Source organism: Neochlamydia sp. AcF95, assembly GCF_018342455.1.
Taxonomy (GTDB): domain Bacteria; phylum Chlamydiota; class Chlamydiia; order Chlamydiales; family Parachlamydiaceae; genus Neochlamydia.
Window position 1 is genome coordinate 1 of the sequence record NZ_JAEMUC010000048.1, and the last position, 25,036, is coordinate 25,036.

At 37.9% G+C, this 25,036-nt stretch carries 16 protein-coding genes; 5 read left to right on the plus strand and 11 right to left on the minus strand.

Translation table 11 applies throughout. The features are described from left to right. Window positions 1–710 (plus strand): leucine-rich repeat domain-containing protein (locus NEOC95_RS05880; RefSeq protein WP_213152135.1); only part of this gene is annotated, 710 nt, incomplete at its 5' end. A 200-nt stretch (window positions 711–910) separates the two neighbouring features. On the opposite strand, the gene NEOC95_RS05885 is transcribed toward NEOC95_RS05880, so the two are convergent. Both NEOC95_RS05885 and trxB read right to left on the minus strand, forming a co-directional pair. Next, window positions 911–1,777 (minus strand): hypothetical protein, encoded by an 867-nt coding sequence (locus tag NEOC95_RS05885; protein WP_213152136.1) that lies wholly within the window; start codon window positions 1,775–1,777, stop codon window positions 911–913. Continuing rightward, a complete protein-coding gene (trxB, locus tag NEOC95_RS05890) occupies window positions 1,777–2,730 on the minus strand; it encodes a thioredoxin-disulfide reductase (RefSeq protein WP_213152137.1) in 954 nt (317 codons plus the stop codon). The genes NEOC95_RS05885 and trxB overlap by 1 nt, the downstream gene beginning before the upstream one ends. 258 nt (window positions 2,731–2,988) lie before the next feature. Here trxB and NEOC95_RS05895 point away from each other — a divergent pair, with 258 nt between their 5' ends. After that, window positions 2,989–3,255 carry a hypothetical protein gene (locus NEOC95_RS05895; RefSeq protein WP_213152138.1) on the plus strand — a complete coding sequence of 89 codons (267 nt, stop codon included), beginning with the start codon at window positions 2,989–2,991 and terminating at the stop codon, window positions 3,253–3,255. A gap of 110 nt (window positions 3,256–3,365) precedes the next feature. On the opposite strand, the gene NEOC95_RS05900 is transcribed toward NEOC95_RS05895, so the two are convergent. Next, window positions 3,366–4,154 (minus strand): hypothetical protein, encoded by a 789-nt coding sequence (locus tag NEOC95_RS05900; protein ID WP_213152139.1) that lies wholly within the window; start codon window positions 4,152–4,154, stop codon window positions 3,366–3,368. A gap of 30 nt (window positions 4,155–4,184) precedes the next feature. Beyond that, on the minus strand, window positions 4,185–6,134 hold the full coding sequence (locus NEOC95_RS05905) for a protein kinase domain-containing protein (protein ID WP_213152140.1): 1,950 nt from the start codon (window positions 6,132–6,134) through the stop codon (window positions 4,185–4,187). A gap of 357 nt (window positions 6,135–6,491) precedes the next feature. Here NEOC95_RS05905 and NEOC95_RS05910 point away from each other — a divergent pair, with 357 nt between their 5' ends. Further along, on the plus strand, window positions 6,492–8,747 hold the full coding sequence (locus NEOC95_RS05910) for an amino acid permease (protein ID WP_213152141.1): 2,256 nt from the start codon (window positions 6,492–6,494) through the stop codon (window positions 8,745–8,747). A 225-nt stretch (window positions 8,748–8,972) separates the two neighbouring features. Next, complete coding sequence (locus tag NEOC95_RS05915; RefSeq protein ID WP_249270188.1) at window positions 8,973–10,472, plus strand: sodium/proline symporter; 1,500 nt, start codon at window positions 8,973–8,975, stop codon at window positions 10,470–10,472. Between the two features lie 62 nt (window positions 10,473–10,534). Here NEOC95_RS05915 and NEOC95_RS09530 read toward each other — a convergent pair whose 3' ends face one another. The 7 genes from NEOC95_RS09530 to NEOC95_RS05945 all read right to left on the minus strand — a co-directional run bounded on the left by NEOC95_RS09530 (window position 10,535) and on the right by NEOC95_RS05945 (window position 23,991). Next, window positions 10,535–10,666: a hypothetical protein gene (locus tag NEOC95_RS09530; RefSeq protein WP_283248252.1), complete on the minus strand. Its 132-nt coding sequence runs from the start codon at window positions 10,664–10,666 to the stop codon at window positions 10,535–10,537. Window positions 10,667–10,785: 119 nt separating this feature from the next. Then, window positions 10,786–15,804: a tetratricopeptide repeat protein gene (locus tag NEOC95_RS05920; RefSeq protein WP_213152142.1), complete on the minus strand. Its 5,019-nt coding sequence runs from the start codon at window positions 15,802–15,804 to the stop codon at window positions 10,786–10,788. A 197-nt stretch (window positions 15,805–16,001) separates the two neighbouring features. Next, window positions 16,002–19,697: a tetratricopeptide repeat protein gene (locus NEOC95_RS05925; RefSeq protein ID WP_213152143.1), complete on the minus strand. Its 3,696-nt coding sequence runs from the start codon at window positions 19,695–19,697 to the stop codon at window positions 16,002–16,004. Window positions 19,698–20,934: 1,237 nt separating this feature from the next. Continuing rightward, window positions 20,935–21,180: an acyl carrier protein gene (gene acpP / locus NEOC95_RS05930; RefSeq protein WP_039385299.1), complete on the minus strand. Its 246-nt coding sequence runs from the start codon at window positions 21,178–21,180 to the stop codon at window positions 20,935–20,937. 76 nt (window positions 21,181–21,256) lie between these two features. After that, window positions 21,257–21,997, minus strand: coding sequence for a 3-oxoacyl-ACP reductase FabG (gene fabG, locus NEOC95_RS05935; RefSeq protein WP_213152144.1), 741 nt, complete (start codon window positions 21,995–21,997; stop codon window positions 21,257–21,259). A gap of 13 nt (window positions 21,998–22,010) precedes the next feature. Next, on the minus strand, window positions 22,011–22,952 hold the full coding sequence (gene fabD, locus NEOC95_RS05940; RefSeq protein ID WP_213152145.1) for an ACP S-malonyltransferase: 942 nt from the start codon (window positions 22,950–22,952) through the stop codon (window positions 22,011–22,013). A 22-nt stretch (window positions 22,953–22,974) separates the two neighbouring features. Next, window positions 22,975–23,991 (minus strand): beta-ketoacyl-ACP synthase III, encoded by a 1,017-nt coding sequence (locus NEOC95_RS05945; RefSeq protein ID WP_213152146.1) that lies wholly within the window; start codon window positions 23,989–23,991, stop codon window positions 22,975–22,977. 359 nt (window positions 23,992–24,350) lie between these two features. Between NEOC95_RS05945 and recR the strand changes: the two genes are divergently transcribed. Next, a complete protein-coding gene (gene recR / locus NEOC95_RS05950) occupies window positions 24,351–24,947 on the plus strand; it encodes a recombination mediator RecR (RefSeq protein ID WP_213152147.1) in 597 nt (198 codons plus the stop codon). The last annotated feature ends 89 nt before the right edge of the window (window positions 24,948–25,036 follow it).

The window sequence follows — 25,036 nt, forward strand, 5'->3', positions numbered from 1 at the left end:
AGCAGCTATCACAGCTACAAGAGCTTGGCTTAAGCAACAACCAGCTTAACACTCTTCCTGCAGAGATAGGGCATTTATCCCAGCTCAATAAAATTTACTTAGACAGCAACCAGCTTACCTCTCTTCCGGTAGAGATATGGCAGCTATTGCAACTACAAGAGCTTTACTTATGTAACAACCGGCTCGCCACTCTTCCTACCGAGATAGGGCAGCTATTGCAACTACAAGAGCTTTACTTAAGTAACAACCAGCTCACCACTCTTCCTACCGAGATAGGGCAGCTATTTCAGTTGAAAGAGCTTAACTTAAACAACAACAAACTTATCTTACTTCCGGCTGAGATAGGACAGCTATATCAGCTACAATTGTTTGGCTTAAGCAACAACCAACTTACCTTCCTTCCTGTGGAGATATGGCTGCTATCGCAGCTGCAATTGCTTGAATTAGACCGCAACCAGCTCACCGCCCTTCCGGCAGAGATAGGGCAGCTATTGCATTTGCAAAAGCTTGGCTTAAACAACAACCAGCTTACCGCCCTTCCTGCAGAGATAGGGCAATTATCAAAACTACAAGATCTTGACTTGAATAACAACCAAATCACCTCTCTTCCTATAGAAATGAAGGAGCTAACTGCTTTAAAGAAGCTTCAGGTGAATGAGAATCCGCTGCAAAGCATTCCAGATGAAATAAGGGAGCGTTTTTGCCTTTAGCTGAAAAAGTCTGTTCCCTTATCACCTAATGTACTAAAGTCATAAATCGATATGCTGAGTTGATATTGAGAATATAGATAATTTTCCACTAGCATCCGAAGCAGAGAGGGCTTATTCTGCTAAAAGTTTTGATTCTCCATAAAAAAGAAAAAAGTTGACATAAAGCACAACTAGGGAACTCAGGTTAGCAAGCTAAAAGCTTAGAAAGAAAGAGCTTTATCTGTAAGCAACGAATAAGCTTTTAAAACATAGACGGTCCCTCTAGGCCCAAAAGGATAAATATAGGAAACCGTCAACAAATTAACATCCTTAGGAAAATTTTGTGCGTATACTCGACGTGCATAGTCAATGCTCAACAAGCCATTGTAAGCAAATTCATAACAATAGCGTATACCTAGATCAATGGAACGATGATCGATATGGCCATACCCACCAAAGCTCTCGACTGCTAATTTCTGCTTGCCTAAACCCCACAAGCTATTAATATACACGCATACTCGATGAAGATAGGATCGATTCCATTCGTAGGCGGCATTGGCTACCACCCAAGGCGTCCAGCCATCGGCAGTTCCTATTCCTAAAGTCCCCCACCATCTAGAATACCAAGCAAAACCTTCAATATTTTGCTTACCTATAGCAGCATGTAAAAAAGCCTCATTTCTTCCATGGTAAAAGAGACTCATATCATTTACTGCTTTTTTCCAAGCTCTCCTAACGCTCAATCCCATGGATAGGCTAACAGGATCACCAAGGTTATCATCCAGGAAAAGATAACGGGCAGTTAATGCGATATGAGTGCAGTTAAAAGAACGTTTTTTTGTATCAGCAAACGCAGTTTCTAGCTGAAGGCAATAAGGATCATAGGCCACTAGTAGGCTAGCGTTAATCAATTGATCCTTGGAAGAATAATGTCCGCTTCCTTTAAGAGCATCCACAGAAGCGTAGGATTGAAAATGATAGGCAAACTCTCCATGGACTTGTAAAGGATTAGGATACCAGGGCTTAAACTCAACTCCTGGCAGGAGGCTAGGCAAGACAAGCAATAAATAAGCGAGGCAATTTTTCATTAAGCGCCCAAGCCCCTCGCAGAAAGTTCCCGCTCAGCTTCGATAGCTGCCATGCAGCCGGTCCCGGCAGCTGTAATGGCTTGCCTGTAAACATGATCTTGCGCATCGCCTGCCGCAAAAACAAGCTCATGACTTGTTTGGGTAGTTCCAGGCTTAACTGCAATATATCCATTATCATGCAATTCAATTTGTCCTTGCAAAAATTTTGTATTAGGTGTGTGACCTACAGCAAAAAAAACTCCGCCTGCTTCCTGAGTCGTAAACTCAAGAGTTTTTAGATTTTTAAGCCTGACGTTTTGCACTACATTTTCTCCAGTGACTTCTACAATTTCACTATCCCATAGAATTTCAATTTTTGAATGATTTAAAGCCCGTTCTTGCATGATTTTGGAGGCTCTAAGTTTATCACGTCGGTGAACGAGATAAACTTTACTTGCAAACTTTGTTAAGAAGGTAGCTTCTTCGACAGCGGAGTCCCCCCCTCCAATCACATAAAGTTTTTTATCTCGAAAGATGGGCATAGCTCCATCACAGACAGCGCAGGCTGTCACCCCTTTTTGCCAAAATTCTCCATCTCTTGTCCCTGGAATGTCTAAACGATTAGCTGTTGCTCCTGTAGCTAAGATAACCGCATCTGCATAGTAAGCATGCTCCTTTCCATTAATAATTAAAGGTGCCTTACTAAAATCCACAGATTCCACGTCGTCCCTTAAAATATGTGTACCGAAACGCAAGGCTTGCTTACGAAAGGCCTCCATCAGTGCAGGTCCGGTTATTCCCTCTGGAAAACCAGGAAAATTTTCTACCTCTGTGGTGGTCATTAGCTGACCCCCAGAAGGCCCAGAAAAAAAACCCTCATAAAGTACAGGTTCTAAATTAGCACGTGCTGCATAGATAGCTGCTGTATAACCCGCTGGTCCTGATCCAATGATCACTAATTTCGCTTTTTTCATAGGGATAATCCTGGGAATAATTGATGAATAGACAAAAATCATACTGGATAAAAAATAAAGGATAAAGAAAAAATCTACCTTCTAAGTTTTATTCCTAGTCGCTTACTTTTTGTTTGAAGATCAAGAAAAAAAAGTATTAGAGACAAAAGAAAAATAGTAATGCCTGATTGCCAAATAATCAGCGATTAATTTAGGATATAAATATTATAAAGTTAATTTATTTGTTTCTTGTAAAGCATACCTAAGAAAGGAGCCCTTATGGGTTTTATTAGCCAGATTCAAGAATTTGATATACCGGAAAGAGAGCAAGCCTCTCAGATACAATACTCAAAATTTTCTTTAATTAATTTAAATCCAGAAAGTAAAAGCACCGCACTGAAAGTGGCTAAATTTGTTGGCGCTGCAGGTGCCTTGGTTATTGTTGCTTATTTGGCTCTTAGTCCTTCTTTAGAGTTTGAAGGTAAATCCCTTGATTTTCCTTCTACCCTTTCTTTTTTAAATGATATCAAAGGATTATTGGAATAATTTTTTTATTCTTTAAGGATAATTAACGATGGGAGCAGGCATCTATGAAAGTAATTTCTTCATAAAACAAGGCATTCCTTTTTATTTATCCATTTTATTATCCAAAAGTATTAGTCTCTTTTAGCCATCAATCCTACTTGTTGACATACAGAATAAACAATCGATGTAGCTACACTCATCAATGAAGCTTTTTTAATTAGCTCGTAAGTAGGATCCTGATCTTCTACCCATTCACAAGAAGCGGCAATTGCATATAAGCTGCCTACCAAGCTAATACACGATAAAGAAATCTTTAAAGTTTTATCCGCGGTATCTTTCCATGTTGAAATTGAAGGATTACGACGTAATATAGGTTTTTCAATATTTGCTTCACTATAGATAGAAAGCACATGTGTTCCTGCGTCCATAGCGCTTTGAGCACTATTCTTTATTAAAGGGTGAGAGATTAAAAGAGTGCTGGCTTTTAAGATTCTAAGAGAAAGCACCCCCGCTTTCAAGTAGGCCTTCAACAGTTGGTCGTCGATATCATCTTTCAATTCTTGGCTAGCTGCATTAGCGGGTGCCAAACTAACCAGTTGCTTATTTTCAAAATAGTTGTTTTTTTTAATTTCCATTAAAAGCTTGATAAGTTGATAGGCATTCCATGCTGAGCTCCCTCCGGTAACTACTCCTATATCTTTTGCTTGCTTACCATAGCTAAGTATTTCTTTACTTAAAATCGTAACCATAGCTTTTAAATTTAGAGGAGCAGATTGACTAGTTTTAGCCGCCTGTTCAAATAATTTAAGAGCAGATTCAATTTCGGTTCCGCCGCGCGGTAGAGAAATAGATTCTAAGCTAGCTAGCTCATTAATTTTATCTGAAAGCTCTATTTTACTACCTTCATTAATAGATGACATTTTACTCTCCTTTTGAGGTCATGGATAAACTTAGATCTCAAGGTTTTCATATCGTGTGAAAACCTGTTCCATTGTAAGACGATCTTGAGTGCTAGTAAGGGTCATACTTTTCAGAAGATCTCCAAGAGCAGTAAGCTTTTTCTCATCCGCCAGCTCTTTTTCTTTCATCTTTGCAAGCAGAGCATCGATATAGCCATGAACCTCATGTTGGGCTGCAGCAGATACACTCTTTGAAGGCTTTACAAGCAGGCGCCCTAAAAGCTTTACTTTGGCTTTTAAACCTACCGCTTTGACTTGAGGACAGGCAGCATTTTCAACAAGAAATTTTTCAATACCTCGCAAATTTAAAGAGGAATTATCGGAAGGTTTTCTTGTAGTGGGTGGATAGATCATTAAATCACTTTGCAAAAGCCCTTCTTCAAGCATGCGTATTAAAACTAAGGCAGAGCTATAGACCTCAGCTTTTTTGCTTATTTTTCCTTCTACCGCAGCAAAACGCTGATTACCCGTATGAATTTTTTCTTCGTTATCTTTTATCTTTTGGGTTTTACCAAAATCGGAGAGTTTTACTTTTTTAACTACCCCCTCCTCGTAGGACTGAGTATAGACTAAAATATTCTCCGGCTTTAGATCGCCATGCACGTAACCTGCCGCATGTAGGTCTTTTACTCCTCTCAAAAATCCTTTAGCTAGTAGAGCTCTGTTTTTAAAGTCATTCTGAAACTGCTCAGGGGTAGGCGTTTCTATTATCTGATCCAAAGAATCTCTAGCTCTGCTAATTTCCTTTTCTACATCCCGCGTAGCTTTAAGGGTTTTTACCGTATAAGCGCCGTTAATACGTTTAGAATTCCCTACTTCTTCCATTTCAACCGCAAGATTAGCTCCTACATTACCCCATTGCTCAATTGATAATTTGTCTAGCAAGATAGTTGCTTGCTCCTGCGACATTTTCATCTGTTCTATAAAGAATTTTTTTACCTCCGGTGGATTGGATAAAGCCTCGGCAAATGCCGCCAAATTAGTATATTTTTTTAGTACGCCTTCCACAATTTTAGCAGCGTCCCCCGAAGCAAAGCTTTGAACCACTAGTGGGCGTAGAGTAGCCTTAAAAAGGCTATTACTTATATTCTTGGCAATTTTAATTTCTTCAGCTATCTCAGCTTTCTTAAAATAGCCTTTAAGCGAAAAACCTCTTTCACTTCCCACAGGCGTGAAAAAAGCGTGGGGAGATGGATCTAAAGAATTGGCGATCCATACACGTTTGGCTTTACCTAGCCCTACCTCTTTATATTCATTAATTTCTCCATCAAAATATTTTATGGCCCAAGTGGAGATTTTTAAAGGTTTCATTAAGAAGATAAGCTCATTACGTTGTCGAAAAATTTTTAAATAAATCTCCTCTAGCTTTTTGTTTGCTTTGCTGTTCTTAGCCTCAATTTCTTGCGACTCAAATTGCTTACATTGGGCATACGAAAGCTTTAACTTATCAATCTTTTTAGAAGCCTCTCCTACCAATTTAAGATTTTGCCCACCAAGATTTAAGCTTAAGAGTTCTTTTTTAAGGTTATCCAATTGCTCAAGCTCTTCCCTAATAGCTGTTAAAGGGCTTTTAGCAGAAGCTATAGGCTTTAATTTTGGCGCTGGCAAAGTGGCGGAGGGCGAGTAAAAAAACCTTGCGATGTTTTTCTGTTTTATCTTTGTAGATTGAGTAATCTTATTTTTAACCCTTTCTAGGTGAGTTTTAATAGATTGAATAAAGTTTTCACTTGGAGCTTGGTGAGGGGTAGATACTTTTTTTATAAGCGCGATTCTTACCCCCCAACTAGGATGTTTAACAGCTTTAACCCATTCAGAATGAACAAGTATGTTGTTTTTTCTGCGGTTGCCAATTTGCCGTGAGGCCTTCTCCAATTTTTGCTCGGCAAAAGATATTCTTCGAACTTCTGCGAAATAGCTCGATGATGGACTAATCATGCTCATATAAATTCTTCTTATTCCCTTGAGTAAAAACCAAGCTCTTCTCTCTATAATTAAATTATAACCCCCAATTATTAATAAATTATTAATTAAACTATCATTTAACTAACAAAATAATAACAGAAAAACTCAACACCTTTAATTAAAGAGGAATTACAAAGGCTTTTCTAGTGAAAAAAAGAAAAATTTAAATAAATTAATAAATATCAAATTGACATAAAATCAACATTACTATTTAATCAGAGAGTCTGAGCCGACCTGTAATCTCAAAAACCTATTAAAAGTCCAGCGATCGCTGCCTTAGATAGTGATAATCAAATTTACATTTATTTAAGAATCCACCACTAAAATGGAACAATAATGACTTTCTTATCTACTGTTCGCGATACTCTATTCTCCCGAGAAAAGGTTGAAGAAAAAGAAAAAGGCTTTGGTACTTTTATTGGAGTGTTCGTTCCTAGTATACTCATGCTTTTTGGGGTCATTATTTTCTTAAGGCTCGGTTGGATTGTAGGTCAAGTAGGGCTGTCTACCACTCTAATGATTGTAACGTCAGCAGCCTTTATCGCTCTTGTAACCACCCTTTCTATGACCTCGATAGCCACTAATATTGAAATAGGAAAAGGTGGTGTTTATTATATACTCTCTCGTTCGCTAGGAATAGAGATAGGAGCTGCCATTGGACTTCCTCTCTATGTAAAGCAATCGCTATCGATTGCTTTTTGTGTGATTGGATTTGCAGAGTCGTTACATGATTTAATCCCTCAATGGTCGATAGTCTCTATTAGCATAGCAACGCTTATCGTCCTTACCGCTTTAGCCTATTTTTCATTAAGTGGAGCACTCAAAATCCAAGTCTTCATTTTTGTGAGCCTGATAGCTTCTTTAATCTCTCTCTTCATGGGAGGTGGTGAATTTATTTCTCCCAGTCCCGAAAGTTTTACTCCTGAGCCTGCCACATCCCTAGGCTTTTGGACTATTTTTGCTATCTTTTTTCCAGCTATGACAGGCGTAGAAGCCACAGTTTCTTTATCGGGAGATCTACGCAAGCCTGAACGTTCTCTGCCCTTAGGTACTTTAAGTGCTTTGCTTGTGGCTTACGTTATCTATATGCTTATTCCTGTCTTTTTAGTTAAAAATGTATCCCTCGAGCTATTATCTGCTGATCCCTTGATCATGCAGAATATAGCAAGGATTCCTTCTCTAATTATTTTAGGCATATGGGGAGCGACTATATCAAGTGCTCTAGGAGGCCTTTTAGGGGCTCCAAGAATGCTACAAGCACTAGCAGAAGATGGAGTAGTTCCTCAAATATTTGCACGCACTTTTGGAAAAGATAAGCAACCTCGTATAGCCACCTTAACCACTTTTTGTATTTCCTTTTGTGGCGTCTATTTTGGAAGTGTTAACGTACTCGCTCCGCTTCTTGCCATGATCTGCCTGATCTGCTATGGCGTTTTAAACTTTTCCGCAGGCTTTGAAACTTTAATGGCCAATCCAAGCTGGCGCCCTCGCTTTCGCATCCACTGGAGTATATCTATGCTGGGAGCGCTCCTGTGTGTCTTAACGATGCTAATGATTGATGCCGGAGCTGCTATTATGGCAGTAGCGCTCATCATCTTATTTTATTTAATCGCCAAGCGCCGCGCTTTAAGTGGGGCCTGGGATGATATGCGCTATGGCATCCTTGTATTCTTTTCACGCTTTGCCATTTATCGATTAGCCTACAGCAAAAGCGTAGCTAAATCTTGGCGGCCTCATTTTCTTGTTTTTTCAAAGAATACAGAAGGCTATTCTAACAACTTACTTGAGTTCACCCAAGCCATTAGCCAGAGTAAAGGCTTTTTGACAATGGCCTCTTTTGTTCCTCAAGAGCTTGATAATGAAAAAGAAAAACAAGAATTAAAAAGAACGATTGCAGAAGATCTTCAAAAGCAAAACATTCAAGCCCTTGTTCATATCATGCATACGCCTAAAATAACGGCAGGTATGACACAAATGATCAAAAGCTATGGCCTAGGCCCCCTTCAACCTAATACGCTTGTCTTTGGAGGAGTTGCCGACAACGAGGCGCAAGAATTTGCTCAAGTCATGAAGGAAGCTTATCTAAAGTATTTCAATGTGGTAATCTTGAATGAAAATAGATCGAAAGATTTACTCCCTTTACAAGATAGAAAATTAGCGGGAGATATTCACATCTGGTGGGATGAAAAGAATATAGAAAATTCTGAGCTCATGTTGATTCTCTCCTATATGTTGCAAACAAGCCCTCTATGGAAAAAAACAAGGATTTGCTTAAAAGGAATTGTGGATAATGAAACTCTTCGTAAGCAAGAAGTGGAAAAGTTTAAGCAAATTGGTGTAAGCAAAAGACTTCCTTTAGATGTGGAAATTTTAGTTTCCGATGAAAGTAGAGCTTGCTTTTATCCCTTAGTAGAAGAATTTTCTAAAAACGCAGGTATCGTTTTTATAAGCATGCGTGCACCGAAAATTGATGAGTCGATGGAAGATTACACGGCTTATTTAAATGAAATAACCCTATTTTCTACCAATCTTCCCCCCACCGCCTTAGTGCTAGGCTCAAAAAGCACGCCCCTTGATAACATTTTGAAATAAAGATGAAATACCAGAAAATAAGCCTCTAACAACTTAACAGTTTTTTTCAAACATTTTAAGAAGTGCTTCTTAAAAGCTAGATCTCTTATTGACTAATGCTACTTCTTTTTTTATAATGCCTTCCTTTCAAATAGGCAAAAAGAAAAATTACCTTCAAAGACCTCCTTTTTTCTTCTCTTATCTTAAAGAAGCCCTCTTTATGATAAAGGCTTAACGTTTGCTTTTTTGCCTATATTAAAAGCTGAATCGATTATTTTAAAACCTACAGTAGAACGCATGCATTATTTTCTAGTGATATCCTTTTTCGCCTACTTTTTTATGCTACTTTGCATGGGGCTATATTTCCATAAAAAGCAGACATCCGCCGCCGATTTTATTATAGGCAATCGCTCACTCAACTTTTGGCTAACAGCTCTTTCTGCCCACGCCAGCGATATGAGCGCCTGGCTTTTTATGGCATTTCCGGCTGCCATCTTTAGTAGTGGCTTACCTAAGATCTGGATTGCATGGGGATTAATTGGGGGAATGTTTGTTAATTGGCAATTTATTGCTGCACGTTTAAGAAGAGCTACCGAAAAATATAATGCTCATACTCTCTCTACCTTTTTCGAACGCCGTTTTAATGATACTTCAGGCATGATAAGACTTTTAACAGCTGCCATCGCTCTTTTTTTCCTCGCTTCCTATATAGCAGCGGGATTAATAGCCATGGGACTTCTCTTTGAATCTGTTTTTGGCATTAACTACTATGTAGGGTTATCTGTTGCCATGCTTGTCGTCGTCATTTATACCTTGATAGGCGGATTTGTTACCGTAGCTTGGACAGATCTGTTCCAATCTCTTTTTCTTATGGCCATGATTATCTTTGTTCCGGCTTATGCTTTCATGCACTTAACGCATGGATGGCAATCTATTATAGAAGCGGCTAAAAACCAAAACGCCTCCCTATTTTTCTTTAAAGATCTCTCCTCCTCTTCCATTCTCGAGGCTATATTTATGGCCACCTGGGGATTAGGTTATTTTGGGCAACCTCATATTGTGACTAAATTCATGGGGATTAAAAATGTGGAAGAGATGCATAAATCCAAATATGTAGGGATGTCTTGGTTAATTCTTACCTTGCTAGGAGCAACAGCCGTAGGACTTATAGGTCTGCCTTTTTTTGATGGTCAGCTCCGTGATCCTCAACTGGTCTTTATTGATATGGTCCCCCTCCTCTTTCATCCCCTTGTCACCGGCTTTATCTTATGTGCTATCCTTGCTGCCAACATGTCCACCATGGATTCCCAACTTTTAGTCTGTGCTTCCATCATCAGCGAGGATTTTTACAAAGGTATTTTTAGAAAAGAAGCCTCTCCCCAAAAACTACTTTTAATTTCACGCCTAGGTTTAGTCTTTACCGCTCTATCCTCATTAATTTTAGCCTATAACAAAAGTACAACCGTTTTAGAAGCGGTAAGGTATGCTTGGGCGGGCTTAGGATGCTCCTTTGGTCCTTTAATGCTCATGTCTCTTTACTCTCAATCAGTAAATAAATATGGTGCGGTAGCAGGCATACTTACTGGAGGAATGATTGCAGGCACCTGGGAGGCTTATGGCAAGCAATTATTAGGACATAGCGTTCCTGCAGAAATTCCTGCCTTTGCGGTCAGCTTAATCAGCATCTATCTGGTATCTAAATGGACAGCGAAAATTACTATTGAGTGTGGCAGCAAGGATTTGTAAGCAGAAAGGTTTGTCAAAAGTTTCTTAACGATTCGATCAGCCAGGCAAGGGTAAGTTAGCTATCAATGGGTGCCTTTTCGGACGAGTAGCTGCTTTGGCATTTGGACAATCCTTGCTGTGCTAGCTGCTACTCTAGTCGTACTTCTCTTCAATTGGGCGGCTAAAGTTGAAGCCTTCGCCGCTCTCTTATTCATTTCCTTTTATATCTACCAGTGTAAATGTTAGACAGAGCTTTAGTTTTTATAATAAACATTTTCCTTATGATGAATTCGCTAGCTTTTTATCTCTTAAGACGTGCCCATGCTTTCCTGCTTTAGATTTCCGTATTTTCATTAGAGGTATTTAAATTGCAATCATCTAGTGTCTCAGTAGAAGAACTTTCACTAGAAAGCTTACGGTTAATAGCTCGAGCTTTATCAGTACATTCAGCTGCCTTCTTCGGATTGCCTTGTGCTTGGTAAATTAATCCCAGGTTATTGTAACAATTTGCTACGGCGGGATGATTTTCATCAAAGAAGTTGACGCCAATGGCAAGAGCTTTATCAATACATTCAGCTGCGTTCTTTAGATTACCTTGTTTTTGGTAAATTAATCCCAGAGTATTGTAGCAAGCTGCCAAGGCTGGATGATTTTCACCAAAAAATTTAAGATCAATGGCAAGCTTTTTGCTGACGTGCTGAGCTGCATGTAGTAGATTCCCTTGTTTCTGGCAAATCATTCCTAACATATAGTGATATCCGGCCACATTGATATGATCCTCACCAAAAATCTTAAGATCAATGGCAAGAGCTTTTTTGAAACATTTTGCTGCCTGGTTCAAATTTCCTTGGTTATAGTAGATTGTTCCCCTTTTGATATAATCTATTGCTACGATACGATGTTTTTCGTTCAAAACTGTAGGATCGATAGACAGGGTTATTTTATAATACTTAGCCGCTTTTTCTAAATTTCCTTGCTCATGGTAAATTTGTCCTAGGTTGTTATAATCAGTTGCCACTTGGGGATGATTTTCACCAAAAACTTTAAGATTAATGGCAAGAGCTTTCTTAAAGCATTCAGCCGCCCCTTCTAATTTGCCTTGTTTCAGGTAGATGCCTCCTAAGCTGCTGTAGCATATTGCTACTTCTGAATGATTTTCACCAAAAAACTTAAGGTCAATAGAGAGGGCTTTTTCAATATACTCAATAGCTTGTTTCAAAGAGCCTTGTTGTTGATAAATTTTTCCTCGGTTGTAATAGTCACTAGCCACATTGGGATGATTTTCCCCAAAAACTTTGCGGTCAATACTAAGGGCTTTGGTGTGCAACTGCGCTGCCTCCTCTAATTTGCCTTGTTTCAGGTAGATGTCTCCTAAGCTGCTGTAGCATATTGCTACTTCTGAATGATTTTCACCAAAATGCTCACGGCCAATGTCAATCGCTTTCATACTATACTCAACAGCTTTATCTGAGTCTCCTTTAGTTTCGTGGATGCTCCCTAACGTTTGGTAAAAACGTACCATATATAAATTATTTTTACCTAAAATCTCTTCTGAAATTTTGAGTGCTTTATCAACACACTCTATCGCCATTTCTAAATTATTAACTTTTTTGTAAATAACACCCAGATTGTAATACGTTATTATCATCGTTTGATGGCTTTTTCCTGTAATTCCACAACAAATTTCAAGCGCTTTATTGGCATATTCTTTGGCCTCCTCTAAATTACCCTTTTCAACGCAAACACTTCCCAAGCTATTGTAGCCCCTGCACACATATGGATGGTTTTTTCCAAAAAATCGAATATCGATATTAAGGGCTTTTTTCATATGTTGAATGGCTTTTTCTAAATCTTTTTTTCGTAGGTATATATATCCTAAATCGTTACAAAATGTGGCTACCTTTGGATGATTTTCACCATAAATTCCTTGGGCCATCTCGAGGGCTTTCTTGGCATATTTAACAGCTTCTTTTAAGTCTATTTTTTTGTAAATTTTTGCCAGATCATTGTAACACTCTGCTATCTGAGGATGACTTTCGCCAAAATACTTAAGGTTAATTTCAAGCGCTTTATTGATATACTTAACGGCTTTATTTAAATTTTTATTTTTTCTAGAAATCTCTCCTAAATAGCTATAAGATTGTGCAACTGCAGGATGATGTTCACCAAAAAGCTGAACATTAATGTCTCGCGCGCGTCTGGTATTCTTATCTGCCTGTTCCAAGTTTCCTTTTGTTTGATAAATCATTGCCAGATTGTTATAACGGGTAGGAACGTCTAGATAATTTTCAGACCCACGAGTGCGGTCTATCTCTAGTACATTATTGATAACTTTAATAGCCCCCTCAAAATTTCCTTGAGCGGAATAGATTAACCCTAAATTGTTGTAAAGAGATTTTACAATTGGATGTGTTTCATCATAAAACTTGAGATCAATTTTGATAGCTTTCTTAGTATTATTAACCGCTTCCTCTAAATTCATTTTTTTCTGATAAATTTGGCCTAACGAGTTGTAACGAGAAGCCACCATAGGATGAGCTTTTCCATAGAATTTGTAATCAATTTTGATAGCTTTCTTAATATACTTCACTGCTTTATCTAATTCTATTTCCTCGTAAATCATTCCTAGGAGAGTATAATCTATTGCAACTTGAGGATTATTTTTACCAAAAAGCTTACGGTCTAATTTAAGAGCTCGCATAGCACAGTTGATCGCCTGCTTCAATTTTCCTAACCTTAGATAGATACCTCCAAGAGCAATTAGTGGTCCTGAATCTTCTGAATTATTTATTAAAGCTTTAATGTACCATTCTTTTGCTTCTTCATATTGAAAAAGTCTCATAGCTATATGGCCTTGAGTCTTAGGAGATTCATCATATAAAATTGAAGAGTTAAGGCTATCTTCATCGCCTGCAAAAAAGCCTTGCATAGCTTTATAAAAGGGAATAAAGATATGATAAATGTGCTTTATATTTTCTAAAGATCTTTGATCTAAAGCAAATTGCTTTTGAATAATGCCGGGTTCATCAAACCCAAAAGATTTAAGCAGAGGATTCATCATCTCTCGTTGTGCTTGATAATGGAAGTAGGTTTTAAGGCGCATAAATAACGCTATACTCATCCACTCTTTTAATTTTATAGCAGCTCTATTCGTTATAATCCTTAGCTCATTTAGTTGATCAATCCTAGTGAATGTATCCGATGCATTTAAACCTTTAAGAAGAGCTAGCCTATCTAAGGCTAGATGAGGAAAGCGATAAAGATCATTTTTAACTTTAAAAAGCATGCCCTCATTTCCTAAATAACCTATGCCCGGTTCAAAAGTTGCCATATCTGATTGAACCAGGTGTTCCTTGGCCAAATGCTGGCGAAGATTAAGACCTTTTTGATAAGGAGTATTAAGCTTTTCTTGAATGTTTTCAGTATATTGTCTAGTTAGCTCCTCATTGCCTAGCAAATGTGTAAAAGTCAAAAGTTCCATAGGAAGATGAGGCTCTTTCTGATGCCACCATTTACCATTTTCATCTTGAGCGATATATTGAGCCATCTTTTCAGGAGTTTGGATAAGCTCAAAAGTCTGATGATTACCAAAGGGGGTTTTACACCCTTTTCCTTCTGCACCTTCCCCATCAAATGCAAAACCCCTTGGCGTAACACTATCGAAAAAATCAACCTCTTTTATGCAGGCTTTTATGGAGGAAATATTTAAAGCAGGTAGGATTGTCTCGCCTAGGTTAATCACTTTTAAGTGAAGAAGAGTTGTTAGACGTCTGAAATAATCTCTGTTCACAAAAGTGTCTTCTTGGATAAGAATGCCAAACTCTAAATCTGAGTAAGGTGTCATCTCTTCCCTAGCTAGAGAGCCAAAGCCTATCATAGAGTATTCACAAGGGGGAAGCTCTAAAATCTTTTGGGCTTGATTTACTAAAGTCTTAAAAAAAGCTTTTATCCAGTGTGCAATTTCTGTGTAAAGCTTTCTTAATTCCTCAGATGAGGGATTCGGTCCTAGAACTTTGATTTTCTCCTCTATTTCCTTTCTAAATTCTTTTAATGTCTTACGGTTACTTTCAAATTGGTTTTCTATTGTAACTAAGCCTGCATTTCTGCCTTTACACTCTTTAACAAGCAGATCTTGAACTTTTGATAGCTTTTTTTTAAGAGCTTTCTGTTCCCCTTCTAAGGAGTGAGATAGGAAATGCCTTCGCAAAGCATAATTATAAAGTCCTGCCGCTTGTAAGAGTGCCTCAGAAGTTCCTTTGCCCACATAAACATCGCCCAGTTTTTCTATGAAAAAGCTTTCTTGGTTAACATCTTTCTTTTGCAGAGCAGTTTGTAAAGCTAATGTATAGGCTTGCTCTAATTCTTTTATCCCTTCGTCTGATAAAAGCTCCTGGCTCTCCCCTATCTCTAGAGTGTTTTTCAATGCATTCATCGATAGAGAATTAGAAAAAAGAATATCAGAAGAGGTTTTCGACTTTGAAAGAAAAGATTTATCTTGCTTTAAAGGCTTTTGAGCATAGATAAAATGTCCGCCTAAATCTGCGATAAGGATGTATTCTTGAGGTCTTTCCTCTTGAGGAATAGTTTCCCATTCCTGGGATCTATCACCTCCAGCTAAACCTGCTTGTGAAAAAATTAACCTATCATGAATACCGCAAAGAAATCCTTCTTCATTAACCGTTACTAGCCTTACAGGAATAGATAAAGCCGATGCTAATAACTCTCCTTCACCCAAGCCGCTTACCCAAGCTCCTTTTCCTATTATTTCTTCCGCTCTTTTACTGTCCGTGCGTTTAACGGTGCTTGCGAGTACTTGCCTTAAATAAGAAATCTTATCTTTTTGGTCGTCTAGCAAAGGTATCTTTCTAGAAAGTCCTTTATAGCTTCCTAAAAAAGAACTAAAAAAGCAGTCGCCGTCACCAGGGACACCTTTTAGTTCATAGCCTTCTTTATGTAGATACGCAGCTACAACATTTACTTTTGCCAGCAGTGAATCACTAATAACGGTGGTAGAGTCTTGCCACAATAACCTAGCTATGCAAGATTGAGTCCATGGGCAAGAAGAAAGGCCTAAAGAATTTTTCTTATTATTATCGAGCTGTTTTTCTTCTTGAGAGTCAAATCTAACACTTCCAGAATGGCACTTTTTCCATAAGCTGGTTTGTTTAACCAATAGCTTCCATTCTTTGCAGACTAAGCTTGCTTGGTATAAGTCTTGGCATCCTAGTTTTTCAAAGATCTCTAAGCTAATCTCTGCATAAGAGCCTAGTTTTAGATAAGCCAGCTTTCTTTTTTCTATTTCTTTAAATTCAGTAAATACATAAGAGTTAACAAATGCACTCTCTAGATTCATGGGTTTACCAGCCTTTTAGGATTATATACATTTTAACACGTATAAAGAGTTACTTATAATTCTACTAATCTCCCGCTTGCATCTTTACTCGCAAAAGATAAAAAGCAAACTTGAAAACATGCTCTTTTTAGTTTCTTAGGTGTAGCTTTCATGATGATTTGTTATCATAAATTTTTCTTACTCCTAATAAATTCTTCTTACATTGCTGCCTTCGCAAATTGATTTTTATCTACAAGCTTAAGATTGATGGCACGAGCTTTATGAGTACACTCAGCTGCTTGCTCTACATTTCCTTGATCGTGATAAATTTGGCTTAAATTATCATAAAACCGTGCCATATGACGACAATTTTCACCGCCAATCTTTGAGCCAAGAGTCACTGCTCTTTTAACGTCTTCAACTGCCTTTTCTAAAAGATCTTGTCTTTTATAAATCATCCCCCTGGTATTATAATAAATTGCTAGATGGGGATGATGTTCACCCCAAAGCTTCAAAGCAATGTTCAGTGCTTTCTCAGCATACTCAGCTGCCTGCTTTAAATTGCCTTGTTTTTGGTAGATTTGCCCTAGATTATTATAATTTATTGCCACAATAGAATGATCTTCCCCCAAAAGCTTAAGGTTTATGGCAAGTGCTTTCTCAGTATACTCAGCTGCCTGCTTTAAATTGCCTTGTTTTTGGTAGATTTGTCCTAGATTATTATAATTTATTGCCATCGTGGGATGAATTTCACTGAAAAGGCCGAAGTTAATGGTGCAAGCTTTGCTAATGTGTTTAAATGCTTCATCTAAATTGCCGTCATTAAGGTAAATTATTCCTAAGCTATTGTAATCTCTTACAACCGTAGGATGATTTTCACCAAAAAGCTTAAGATCAATCGCTAGAGCTTTTTTGCCATACTCTAATGCCTGTTGTAACTGGCTCGGTTCTTCATAGCTTTGGGACAAATTGTTGTAATCTATAGCTATGCTAGGATGATTTTCACCAAAAAGTTTATGGTCAATTGCGAGTGCTTTTTTAAAGCAATCAACAGCCTTTTCTAAGTTTCCTTGTTCTTGATAGATTACTCCTAAATTAGTGTAACAGTCTGCTACACTAGCATGATTTTCACCAAAAAGCTTAAGATTGATGTCGAGCGCTGTGTTGATTTGCTCAGCGGCCTTGTCTAATTTTCCCTGCCCTTGATAGACTCCTGCTAAGTTATTATAATCTCTTGCTATAGTAGGATGACTTTCACCAAAAACCTTAAGGTCAATTGCAAACGCCTTCTGGATAAACTCAGCAGCCTTGTCTAAATTTCCCTGTTCTTGATAGACTCCTGCTAAGTTATTCCAACCGGTTGCAATTCTGGGATGATATTCACCGAAAATTTCCTGGTTAATGTTGAGCGCTTTGTTGATATGTTCAGCAGCTTTTTTCAAATTTCCTTGCTCTTGGTAGATTTGCCCTAGATTGTTGTAATCCCTTGCTATAGTAGGATGATTTCCACCAAAAAGCTTAGTATTAATGGTAAGGGCTTTTTCAACATATTCAGCCGCCTGGCCTAACCTTCCTCGCTCTTGATAAATTGTTCCCAAATTATTGTAAGTTCTTGCTACATGGGGATGATTTTTACCCCAAAATTGAAGGTCAGCCTTGAGCGCTTTCTCGCCAATTGCAGCCGCCTTGCCTAATTTTCCATGAGCTTGATAAATTGTTGCTAAGTTATTGTAATAAGTAGCTATGTTAGAGTAATTTTCCAAAAAAATCTTAGATTTAATAAAGCGAGCTTTCCTGCTAGGTTCGGCTGCATTTCCTAGCTTTGCTTGTTCTTGATAAAGTGCTGCAAAGTTCTTATTATAAACTTTCTCTAGGGAATAATTTTTGCAAAGAAACTTGGAACGGATTTTAAGCGCTTCTTCAACTTTCTTAGCTGCTTTATCTAATTTTCCCTGATCTTTATAAATATATCCAAGAACAGCTAATATGTCAGCGTCTTCTGGATTTTTTGCCAGTGCTAATTTGTAAAACTTTTTTGGCTTTTTCTGCTGAAAAAGCCTCAAGGCTATGTCCCCTTGAGTCTTTGTAGAAATATTTTTCACATCCAATGATTTAAGGGCATCTTCATTTCCTGCTAAAAATTCCTTAACAGCTTGATAAAAAGGAATAAAGACGCAGTAAATTTTCTTTATCTTTTTCAAAGCTACCGAATCTAAAGCAAACTGCTTTTCAACAAGTTTTGGATCCTCAAATCCAAAGGGCTTAAGCAGAGGATTCATCATTTCCTTTTGAGCTTTGTAATGAGAATAAGTTTTAAGGCGCATGAATAAAGCTATGCTCATCCATTCACTTAACTTTTCAGCTGCATTATCTGTTAAAATACCTCTATCTTTTAATTGAGTGATCCTAGTAAACGTATCGGAAGCGGCTACTTCTTTAAGAAGAGCTAAGCGGTCCAAAGCTAGGTGAGGAAAACGATATAAATCATTTTTAACTTTAAAAAGCAGTCCTTGCTTGTCTGGATCCTGCAGGCTTGGATTGAAAGTTATCCTATCTTCTCGAACCAAATGATATTTGGCTAAATATTGGCGAAGAGCAAAGCCTGCTTGATAGGGAATTTCAAGGGCTTGCTGGATACATTGTCTATATTGCTCAGTTAGCTCCTCATTACCTAACAAATGGGTAAAGGTTAAAAGCTCCATAGGAAGATGAGACTCTTTCTGATGCCACCATTTACCATTTTCATCTTGAGCGACATATTGAGCCATCTTTTCAGGAGTTTGTATAAGCTCAAAAGTATGGCGATTGCCGAAGGGAGTTTTACATCCTTTTCCTTCTACTCCTTCGCCATCGAAGGCAAGGCCACGTGGCGTTATGTCATCAAAAAAATTTATGGCTTTTAAGCAAGGAATATTTAAAGCAGGGAGAAGGGTTTCTCCTAAATTGATTACTTTCAAATGAATCAAAGTCGTAAGGCGCTTAAAGTACTTTTTATTATCTTTACTATCTTCCTGGATAAGAATGCCAAATTCTAGATCGGAATAAGGAGTCATTTCCTCTCTAGCTAGGGAACCAAAGCCTATCATCGCATATTCACAAGGTGCCGGGCCTAAAGCATCAATCGCCTGATTTACTAGAGTCTTAAAGAAATCTTTCATACCCAGTGAAATTTCCTTGTAAAGCATTCTTACTTCCTCAGATGAAGGATCTGAACCGAGATCTTCAATTTTCTCTTTTATTCCCTCCCTAAGTTTTTTTAACTCTTCGCGATTGGCCTCAAATTGCTTTTTGGCTATAGAAATATTTACAGGTTTTCCTTTGCAAAGCTTATTGAGCAGAATTTCGGCTTTTAATAGCTTTTCTTTAATAATTTCTTGCTCGCCTACAGTGGAATTATGTAAAGCATAATTGTAAAGTCCTACCGCTTGAAGAAGAATCTTAGGTATTTCTTTACTCGAATAGACGTCGCCTAGCTTTTCAATATATAACCTTTCTTGGATAAATTCTTTAGCATGTACAGCAATTTGCAAAGATAGTTTATAGGCATCTTTTACATCCTTTATCTCTTCCTCTAATAAAATTTTCTCGTGTTCTAAGCTCTCTAAAAGGGCCTTTAATTCATCTTTAGGGATTAGAGAATCTACTTTCTGATCATCAACTTGCGTCTCTTCCTGAAATTTAATATTAAGCTTTTCTACATTAAACATTTTCCATAAACTAGTTTGTTCAGTTAGCTGCTTCCATTCTTTACAGACTAGGCTTGCTTGGTATAAGTCTTGGCATCCTAGTTTTTCGAAGATCTCTAAGCTAATTTCTACATAAAGATGTGGCTTCACACTAGGCTGTTTTCTTTTTTCTATTTCCTTAAATTCAGGAAATCCATAAGAGCTAATAGGTGAACTCTCTACATTCATTCGCTTATCCTTTTTTTAGCTGTCGTTGCACTTCAGTGGGTTTGTAACGCTGTGGGCGATTTTTTATCTTTTTAGAGCCATCCTCTTAAAAGCAAGATAAAAAAAATAATGTTTTACTTTTCATACTAAAAACCTTGCTTAAAAGCTACTTCTTTATTTTTTTAGCTCTCCAAGCAAGCAGTGACACTTGCCTCTTTTCCTATCTATTTTGTCAATTTTTCAATCTGAAGCTCAGACTTTTAAGCTTGAAAGAAGCAAATCATTTTTCAAGCCTCAAAAAAAAAGTGGCTATATCTTTCGTAACGAAGCTTGTATAAAAAGTGATATAATGGATACAGCATTTTCGGAAGACAATCAGAGAAGGAGTTTTAGTCTAATTAATAAAAAATAAGATTATACGCTTTTGAGCTGCTTCTTATGCAATCCCATACTTTATAAAACCCCTCTCGTTAAGTAGAGAGAAGGCTCTCAGTGTGCTGGGTATGTAGACTTAGTTTATTTGAAGCCTACTATATATTTTTTAAATAGGTTAAGATTGCTCGACATAAAGAAAAACATCGAACGATTTCTATATAGAGCCTATTAAAATTCTCGATAGGCCCTTTTAAGCTAGAGGACATGAAGAAACTAAGCATATAAAAAATTCAAATTTTATGAATACCAAACTACCTAGACATATAGCGGACACGAAATAACAGTAGAATATGCTTTTAAGCAGTTTTCTAGTTATCCTATGCTTAAAAAACATCCATTGGAATAAAAGAGAGGGGTTAATGAAGGCTTAAATTACATTTTTAAAATGCAGGCAGGGCTTTTTATAGGGTAGCAGTATCTGTTAACGACTCTAAATTAAGTTATTCCAGATTTCCTACTTGTACCGCTAAAATCGTTAGCCATTGCCAGCCATTTAAATTTTTTCTTTTACAAGATACTGTTCCACAAAAATGACACCAAGCAAAAGAATGACTTGCTGTTTCTTTTTATAGCACAGCTTAACGTGTAAAATTGAATAAAAATTAGATAAGGAAACGAAGCCACTTCCTGCATAAAAATGCCAAAAGGTTTACCGTTGGAGGTGGCTTTTTAACTTATATTTCAGCAAGATAAAGGAAGGGAAAAAATTTTAAACTAAAGCAAAACATTTTAGGCTTTAGATGCATTTATCTATTAGATAAAAGCTTGCCCTAACATTTTGAAATTTAGGGCTCTAGCTTGCCTAGAGCCCTATATAAATTTTCTATTCTTTAGTGATACGATCGAAATATTGGATAATATCACCTACGGTTTTAAACTTTTCAGCTTCCTCTTGAGGGATTTCTCTTCCTAAACGCTCTTCAAAAGTCATATTGAGCTCTGTTAAATCCAGAGAATCTGCATTCAGATCTTCGACAAGCTTTTTAGAAGGAGTTACATCATCTCTATCTACACCCAGCTGTTCCACAATGATGTCGATGACTTCCTGTTCTGTTGATGACATACACATTCCTTTTAATTAATAGATTTCTTAAAAAAAAATAAGATATCATTTTTACTAATTACATTCAATGATGTAATTAGGATTACATCACCATTCCTCCGTCCACTATCAAGACTTGCCCAGTTATATATTGGGCCATCGAGCTGGCTAAGAAAACAGCTGCATTGGCAATATCTTCAGGAGCGCCCATCCTTTCCATAGGAATGGAAGAGAGTATAGCTTGCTGCTGCTGTTCTGTCATATCTTTCGTCATCTGCGTGTCAATAAAGCCAGGAGCAATGCAATTGATGCGAATATTACGGGAGGCAAATTCTTTAGCAAGAGCTTTTGTAAAGCCTATGATAGCAGCTTTTGAAGCCGCATAATTCGCTTGCCCACTGTTACCAATTAGGCCGATCACTGAGCTAATATTTATAATCACCCCTTGGCGGGCTTTAAGCATGTGACGGGTAAGAGCCTTGCAAGTATTGTAGCAGGATTTTAAGTTAACTTCCATGACTGTATCCCAATCTTCTTCAGTCATTTTTAACATCAACTGATCGCGCGTGATTCCCGCATTATTGACCAAAATATCCACTTTGCCATAATTTTGCTGCACCAGTTTTATAGCCGCCTCTACCTCTAGGGTTTTAGCTACATTGACGGGATAAAAAGAGGCCTTTTCTGCTCCTATTTCCTGTACGACTTCTTGGCCTCTTTTCTCATTTGTTCCGAAGATTGCCACAGTTGCTCCTTGACGAGCAAATTCACGAGCAATTGCTTTGCCAATGCCAGCAGTTCCCCCTGTAACGATAGCTACCTGATTGTTTAAAAGATGATGCATCTAAAGTTTTTTCCTATATTTTAGCAAGCTGATCAAGTTCCGTTATTTTTTCTACAGAAATGGTATTTATATGGGGAAGAATACGTTTATTAAAACCTGCTAGTGTTTTTCCACAACCTATTTCAATAAATAGCTCGATTCCCTCTTCCCCCAGGTGGCGAATGCTTTGCTCCCAGCGAACAGGAGAGGTCACCTGCCTAATTAAATGATTTTTAATATCGAGAATATTTTCTACCTTTTTACCAGGCACATTCATGATTAAACCTATCGAGCTATCTTGGATAGAGGCATGATGGATATGTTCAGCAAGACGTGCTTCAGCTGTTTTCATAAGGCCGCTATGAAAAGCTCCATATACATTTAAAGGCAAAACACGCTTGGCACCTTTATCTTTAAGCGCTGATGTGGCGCTATCAATTCCTTTGCGCGTTCCCGAAATGACTATCTGGCCGGGACAATTAAAATTAGCAATCCATAAATCATGGGGCAAATTCACTTCCTGCACAGCTTCCTCTACTTCGCGAGCTGTAAGACCTAAAACAACTGCCATACCCCCTGGATGAGCCTCGCAGGCTTCATTCATATAATGGCCTCTATATTGAATAATAGAGAGGCAGGAGGCAAAATCTAGTTTCTTAGCAGCTGCTAATGCTGAATATTCGCCTAAGCTTAAGCCGGCACACACATCTGGCTGTATGTTAGGATATAAATCTTTAATAATTCTTAAGAGTGCCATGGAGACAACATAAATGCCTACTTGGCTATTTTTTGTCTCAAGGAGTTCTTCCTCAGGGCCTTCTAATATTATTTTAGATAAATGGCGATGTAAGACCTTATCGGCCTCTTGAAAAGTTTGCCTAGCTATGGAGAAATTTTCATAAATATCTTTCCCCATCCCAAGATATTGAACTCCTTGACCAGGAAATAAAAAAGCAATTTTTTTAGAATGCGACATGTCTTTACGTCCTTATAGCTTATCAGTCGAATGAAGAGGATAGATCATCTATTTGGGTCACAACAGCAGCTGCCCAAGTCAGCCCGGCTCCAAAACCTACCAATAGTAGCTTTTCGCCGTTTGAAAATTGGTTTTCGCTCTGGAGCTCTTCCAAGGCTATGGCCACGCTAGAGGCCGATGTATTTCCATATTTATGCAAGGTTTTATAAACGCGTTCACTCGGTAGATTAAAACTTTTAGCTAATGCTTCTATAATCCGTATATTAGCTTGATGGGGTACTAACCAATCAATCTCTTCTTCCGTTATGCCCGCTTTAACTAAACATTCTTTTGCTGCAGCCCCCATTCTTCGTACGGCATGCTTAAAAACTTCCTTTCCTTCCATTTTCAGAAAGTGCAACCCTTGAGTCACAGTTTCAACGCTTGAAGGCTGGCGCGCGCCGCCGGCAGGAATCATCAAAAGTTCGGCAACTTCTCCATCTGAACCTAAGCAAAATGCGTCCAGAGAAAATCCTTTTCCTCGATTGGAGATCACAGCGGCTGCAGCTCCATCACCAAACAGAACGCATGTATTTCTATCTTTGTAATTGATGATAGTAGAAAGCTTTTCTGAAGCAATTAAAAGAATATTGCGATAGATGCCTGCTTCAATGTAAGCTTTAGCTATCGACAATCCATACAAAAAACCTGTGCAAGCGGCTTGTATATCTAAGGCCGCAGCAGATGACGCTCCTAGCTTGGCTTGAATAATAGCGGCTGTACTAGGTGTGATATAATCGGGTGTCATTGTGGCCACTAACACCATGTCTATATCTGCAGCTGGCACGCTACTTTCCTGTAAGGCTTTTTGGGCCGCATAAAACCCCATTAAAGAAGGAGTTTCATGATTGCCGGCAATGCGACGTTCTTTTATTCCTGTACGCGAAACAATCCAGTCGTCTGTCGTTTCAACCATCTCTTCCAAATCTTGATTAGTTAAAATACGTTCAGGTAAAAAAGAGCCCATTCCTACAATACGCGCTTTAGGCTGAATTGGCATTTGTCTGTTCCCCTTATTTATTAAAAAGCAAGACTGTATCAAAAATGCTTATTAAAAAGAAGCTCTCCCTTTAGAGCCTTAAGCTATTCATAGAAACCATGCAGTTAAAACAAAGCTCTAAAATTCTAGATATGTTTACGAGCTAAGCCTACCAACAATTAAATTTAAGCAAGGCAAAGCGGCTGAAGAACCTGCTTTTTTTAAAGAAAATACAAGGGCTCAAAAAAACATAATTTAAAAACAACAACTAAAAAAGCGGCAACATTCGCGATTACATGATGAAGCTTTTCTCCCTCTCTTTGAGTTTTAAATAAAATAAGCTTTTATGTTATGCTTTTTCTTAAAATCATGGCAAATCTATGCATTATCCTCCTCATCTATTAAAAGTTATAAACGTCTTGAAAAGGCTACCAGGAGTAGGTTCCAAAAGTGCCGAGCGTTACGCTTTCCATATGTTAGGATGGCCACAAGAGTATTTAGATGAAATGGCCAGCACCCTAAAAGATATTCATGAAAAATTGCCGCAGTGTGAAGAATGTGGCTGCTTAAAAGGCGAATATGCTTGTCCTTTTTGTACAGAGCAACGTCAGCAATCTAAGGTTATTTGCATTATTTCATGTGCAAGAGAAGCTTTTTCCATTGAAACAACAGGCGAATATAAAGGTCTTTATCACGTATTAGGAGGCTTATTGTCTCCTTTAGAAGGCATAGGTCCCGATAAACTGACTATTGCCGGCTTAAAAACACGTATTGCTTTGCTAAAAATAGAAGAGATTGTCATCGCATTAGATTCTACGCTCGAAGGAGATGCTACTTCTCTTTACTTAAAGCAGGAATTAGCTCCCTTGGGGGTTTCTATCTCTCGTTTAGCTTTTGGACTTCCTATGGGAAGCCCCCTCGATTATGTAGATGGGGGTACATTAGCACGAGCTTTCTCTGGAAGAAGCAAATTTTAATACTAAAATCCCTCTTCTTTTCTTCTTCTTTACAATATTACAAACCTTACCCTATGATTACTCTTTTTTCGATTATCATCTATAATTTT

Excerpts from the sequence above, each read along its gene's own strand:
- recR (WP_213152147.1), top strand. The coding sequence starts at position 24,351 with ATGCATTATCCTCCTCATCTATTAAAAGTTATAAACGTCTTGAAAAGG.
- NEOC95_RS05900 (WP_213152139.1), bottom strand. The coding sequence starts at position 4,154 with ATGTCATCTATTAATGAAGGTAGTAAAATAGAGCTTTCAGATAAAATT.
- NEOC95_RS05885 (WP_213152136.1), bottom strand. The coding sequence starts at position 1,777 with ATGAAAAATTGCCTCGCTTATTTATTGCTTGTCTTGCCTAGCCTCCTG.
- NEOC95_RS05895 (WP_213152138.1), top strand. The coding sequence starts at position 2,989 with ATGGGTTTTATTAGCCAGATTCAAGAATTTGATATACCGGAAAGAGAG.
- NEOC95_RS05910 (WP_213152141.1), top strand. The coding sequence starts at position 6,492 with ATGACTTTCTTATCTACTGTTCGCGATACTCTATTCTCCCGAGAAAAG.
- NEOC95_RS05920 (WP_213152142.1), bottom strand. The coding sequence starts at position 15,804 with ATGAATCTAGAGAGTGCATTTGTTAACTCTTATGTATTTACTGAATTT.
- fabG (WP_213152144.1), bottom strand. The coding sequence starts at position 21,997 with ATGCATCATCTTTTAAACAATCAGGTAGCTATCGTTACAGGGGGAACT.
- NEOC95_RS05905 (WP_213152140.1), bottom strand. The coding sequence starts at position 6,134 with ATGAGCATGATTAGTCCATCATCGAGCTATTTCGCAGAAGTTCGAAGA.
- NEOC95_RS05925 (WP_213152143.1), bottom strand. The coding sequence starts at position 19,697 with ATGAATGTAGAGAGTTCACCTATTAGCTCTTATGGATTTCCTGAATTT.
- trxB (WP_213152137.1), bottom strand. The coding sequence starts at position 2,730 with ATGAAAAAAGCGAAATTAGTGATCATTGGATCAGGACCAGCGGGTTAT.
- NEOC95_RS09530 (WP_283248252.1), bottom strand. The coding sequence starts at position 10,666 with ATGAATAAGAGAGCGGCGAAGGCTTCAACTTTAGCCGCCCAATTGAAG.
- NEOC95_RS05945 (WP_213152146.1), bottom strand. The coding sequence starts at position 23,991 with ATGCCAATTCAGCCTAAAGCGCGTATTGTAGGAATGGGCTCTTTTTTA.
- acpP (WP_039385299.1), bottom strand. The coding sequence starts at position 21,180 with ATGTGTATGTCATCAACAGAACAGGAAGTCATCGACATCATTGTGGAA.
- fabD (WP_213152145.1), bottom strand. The coding sequence starts at position 22,952 with ATGTCGCATTCTAAAAAAATTGCTTTTTTATTTCCTGGTCAAGGAGTT.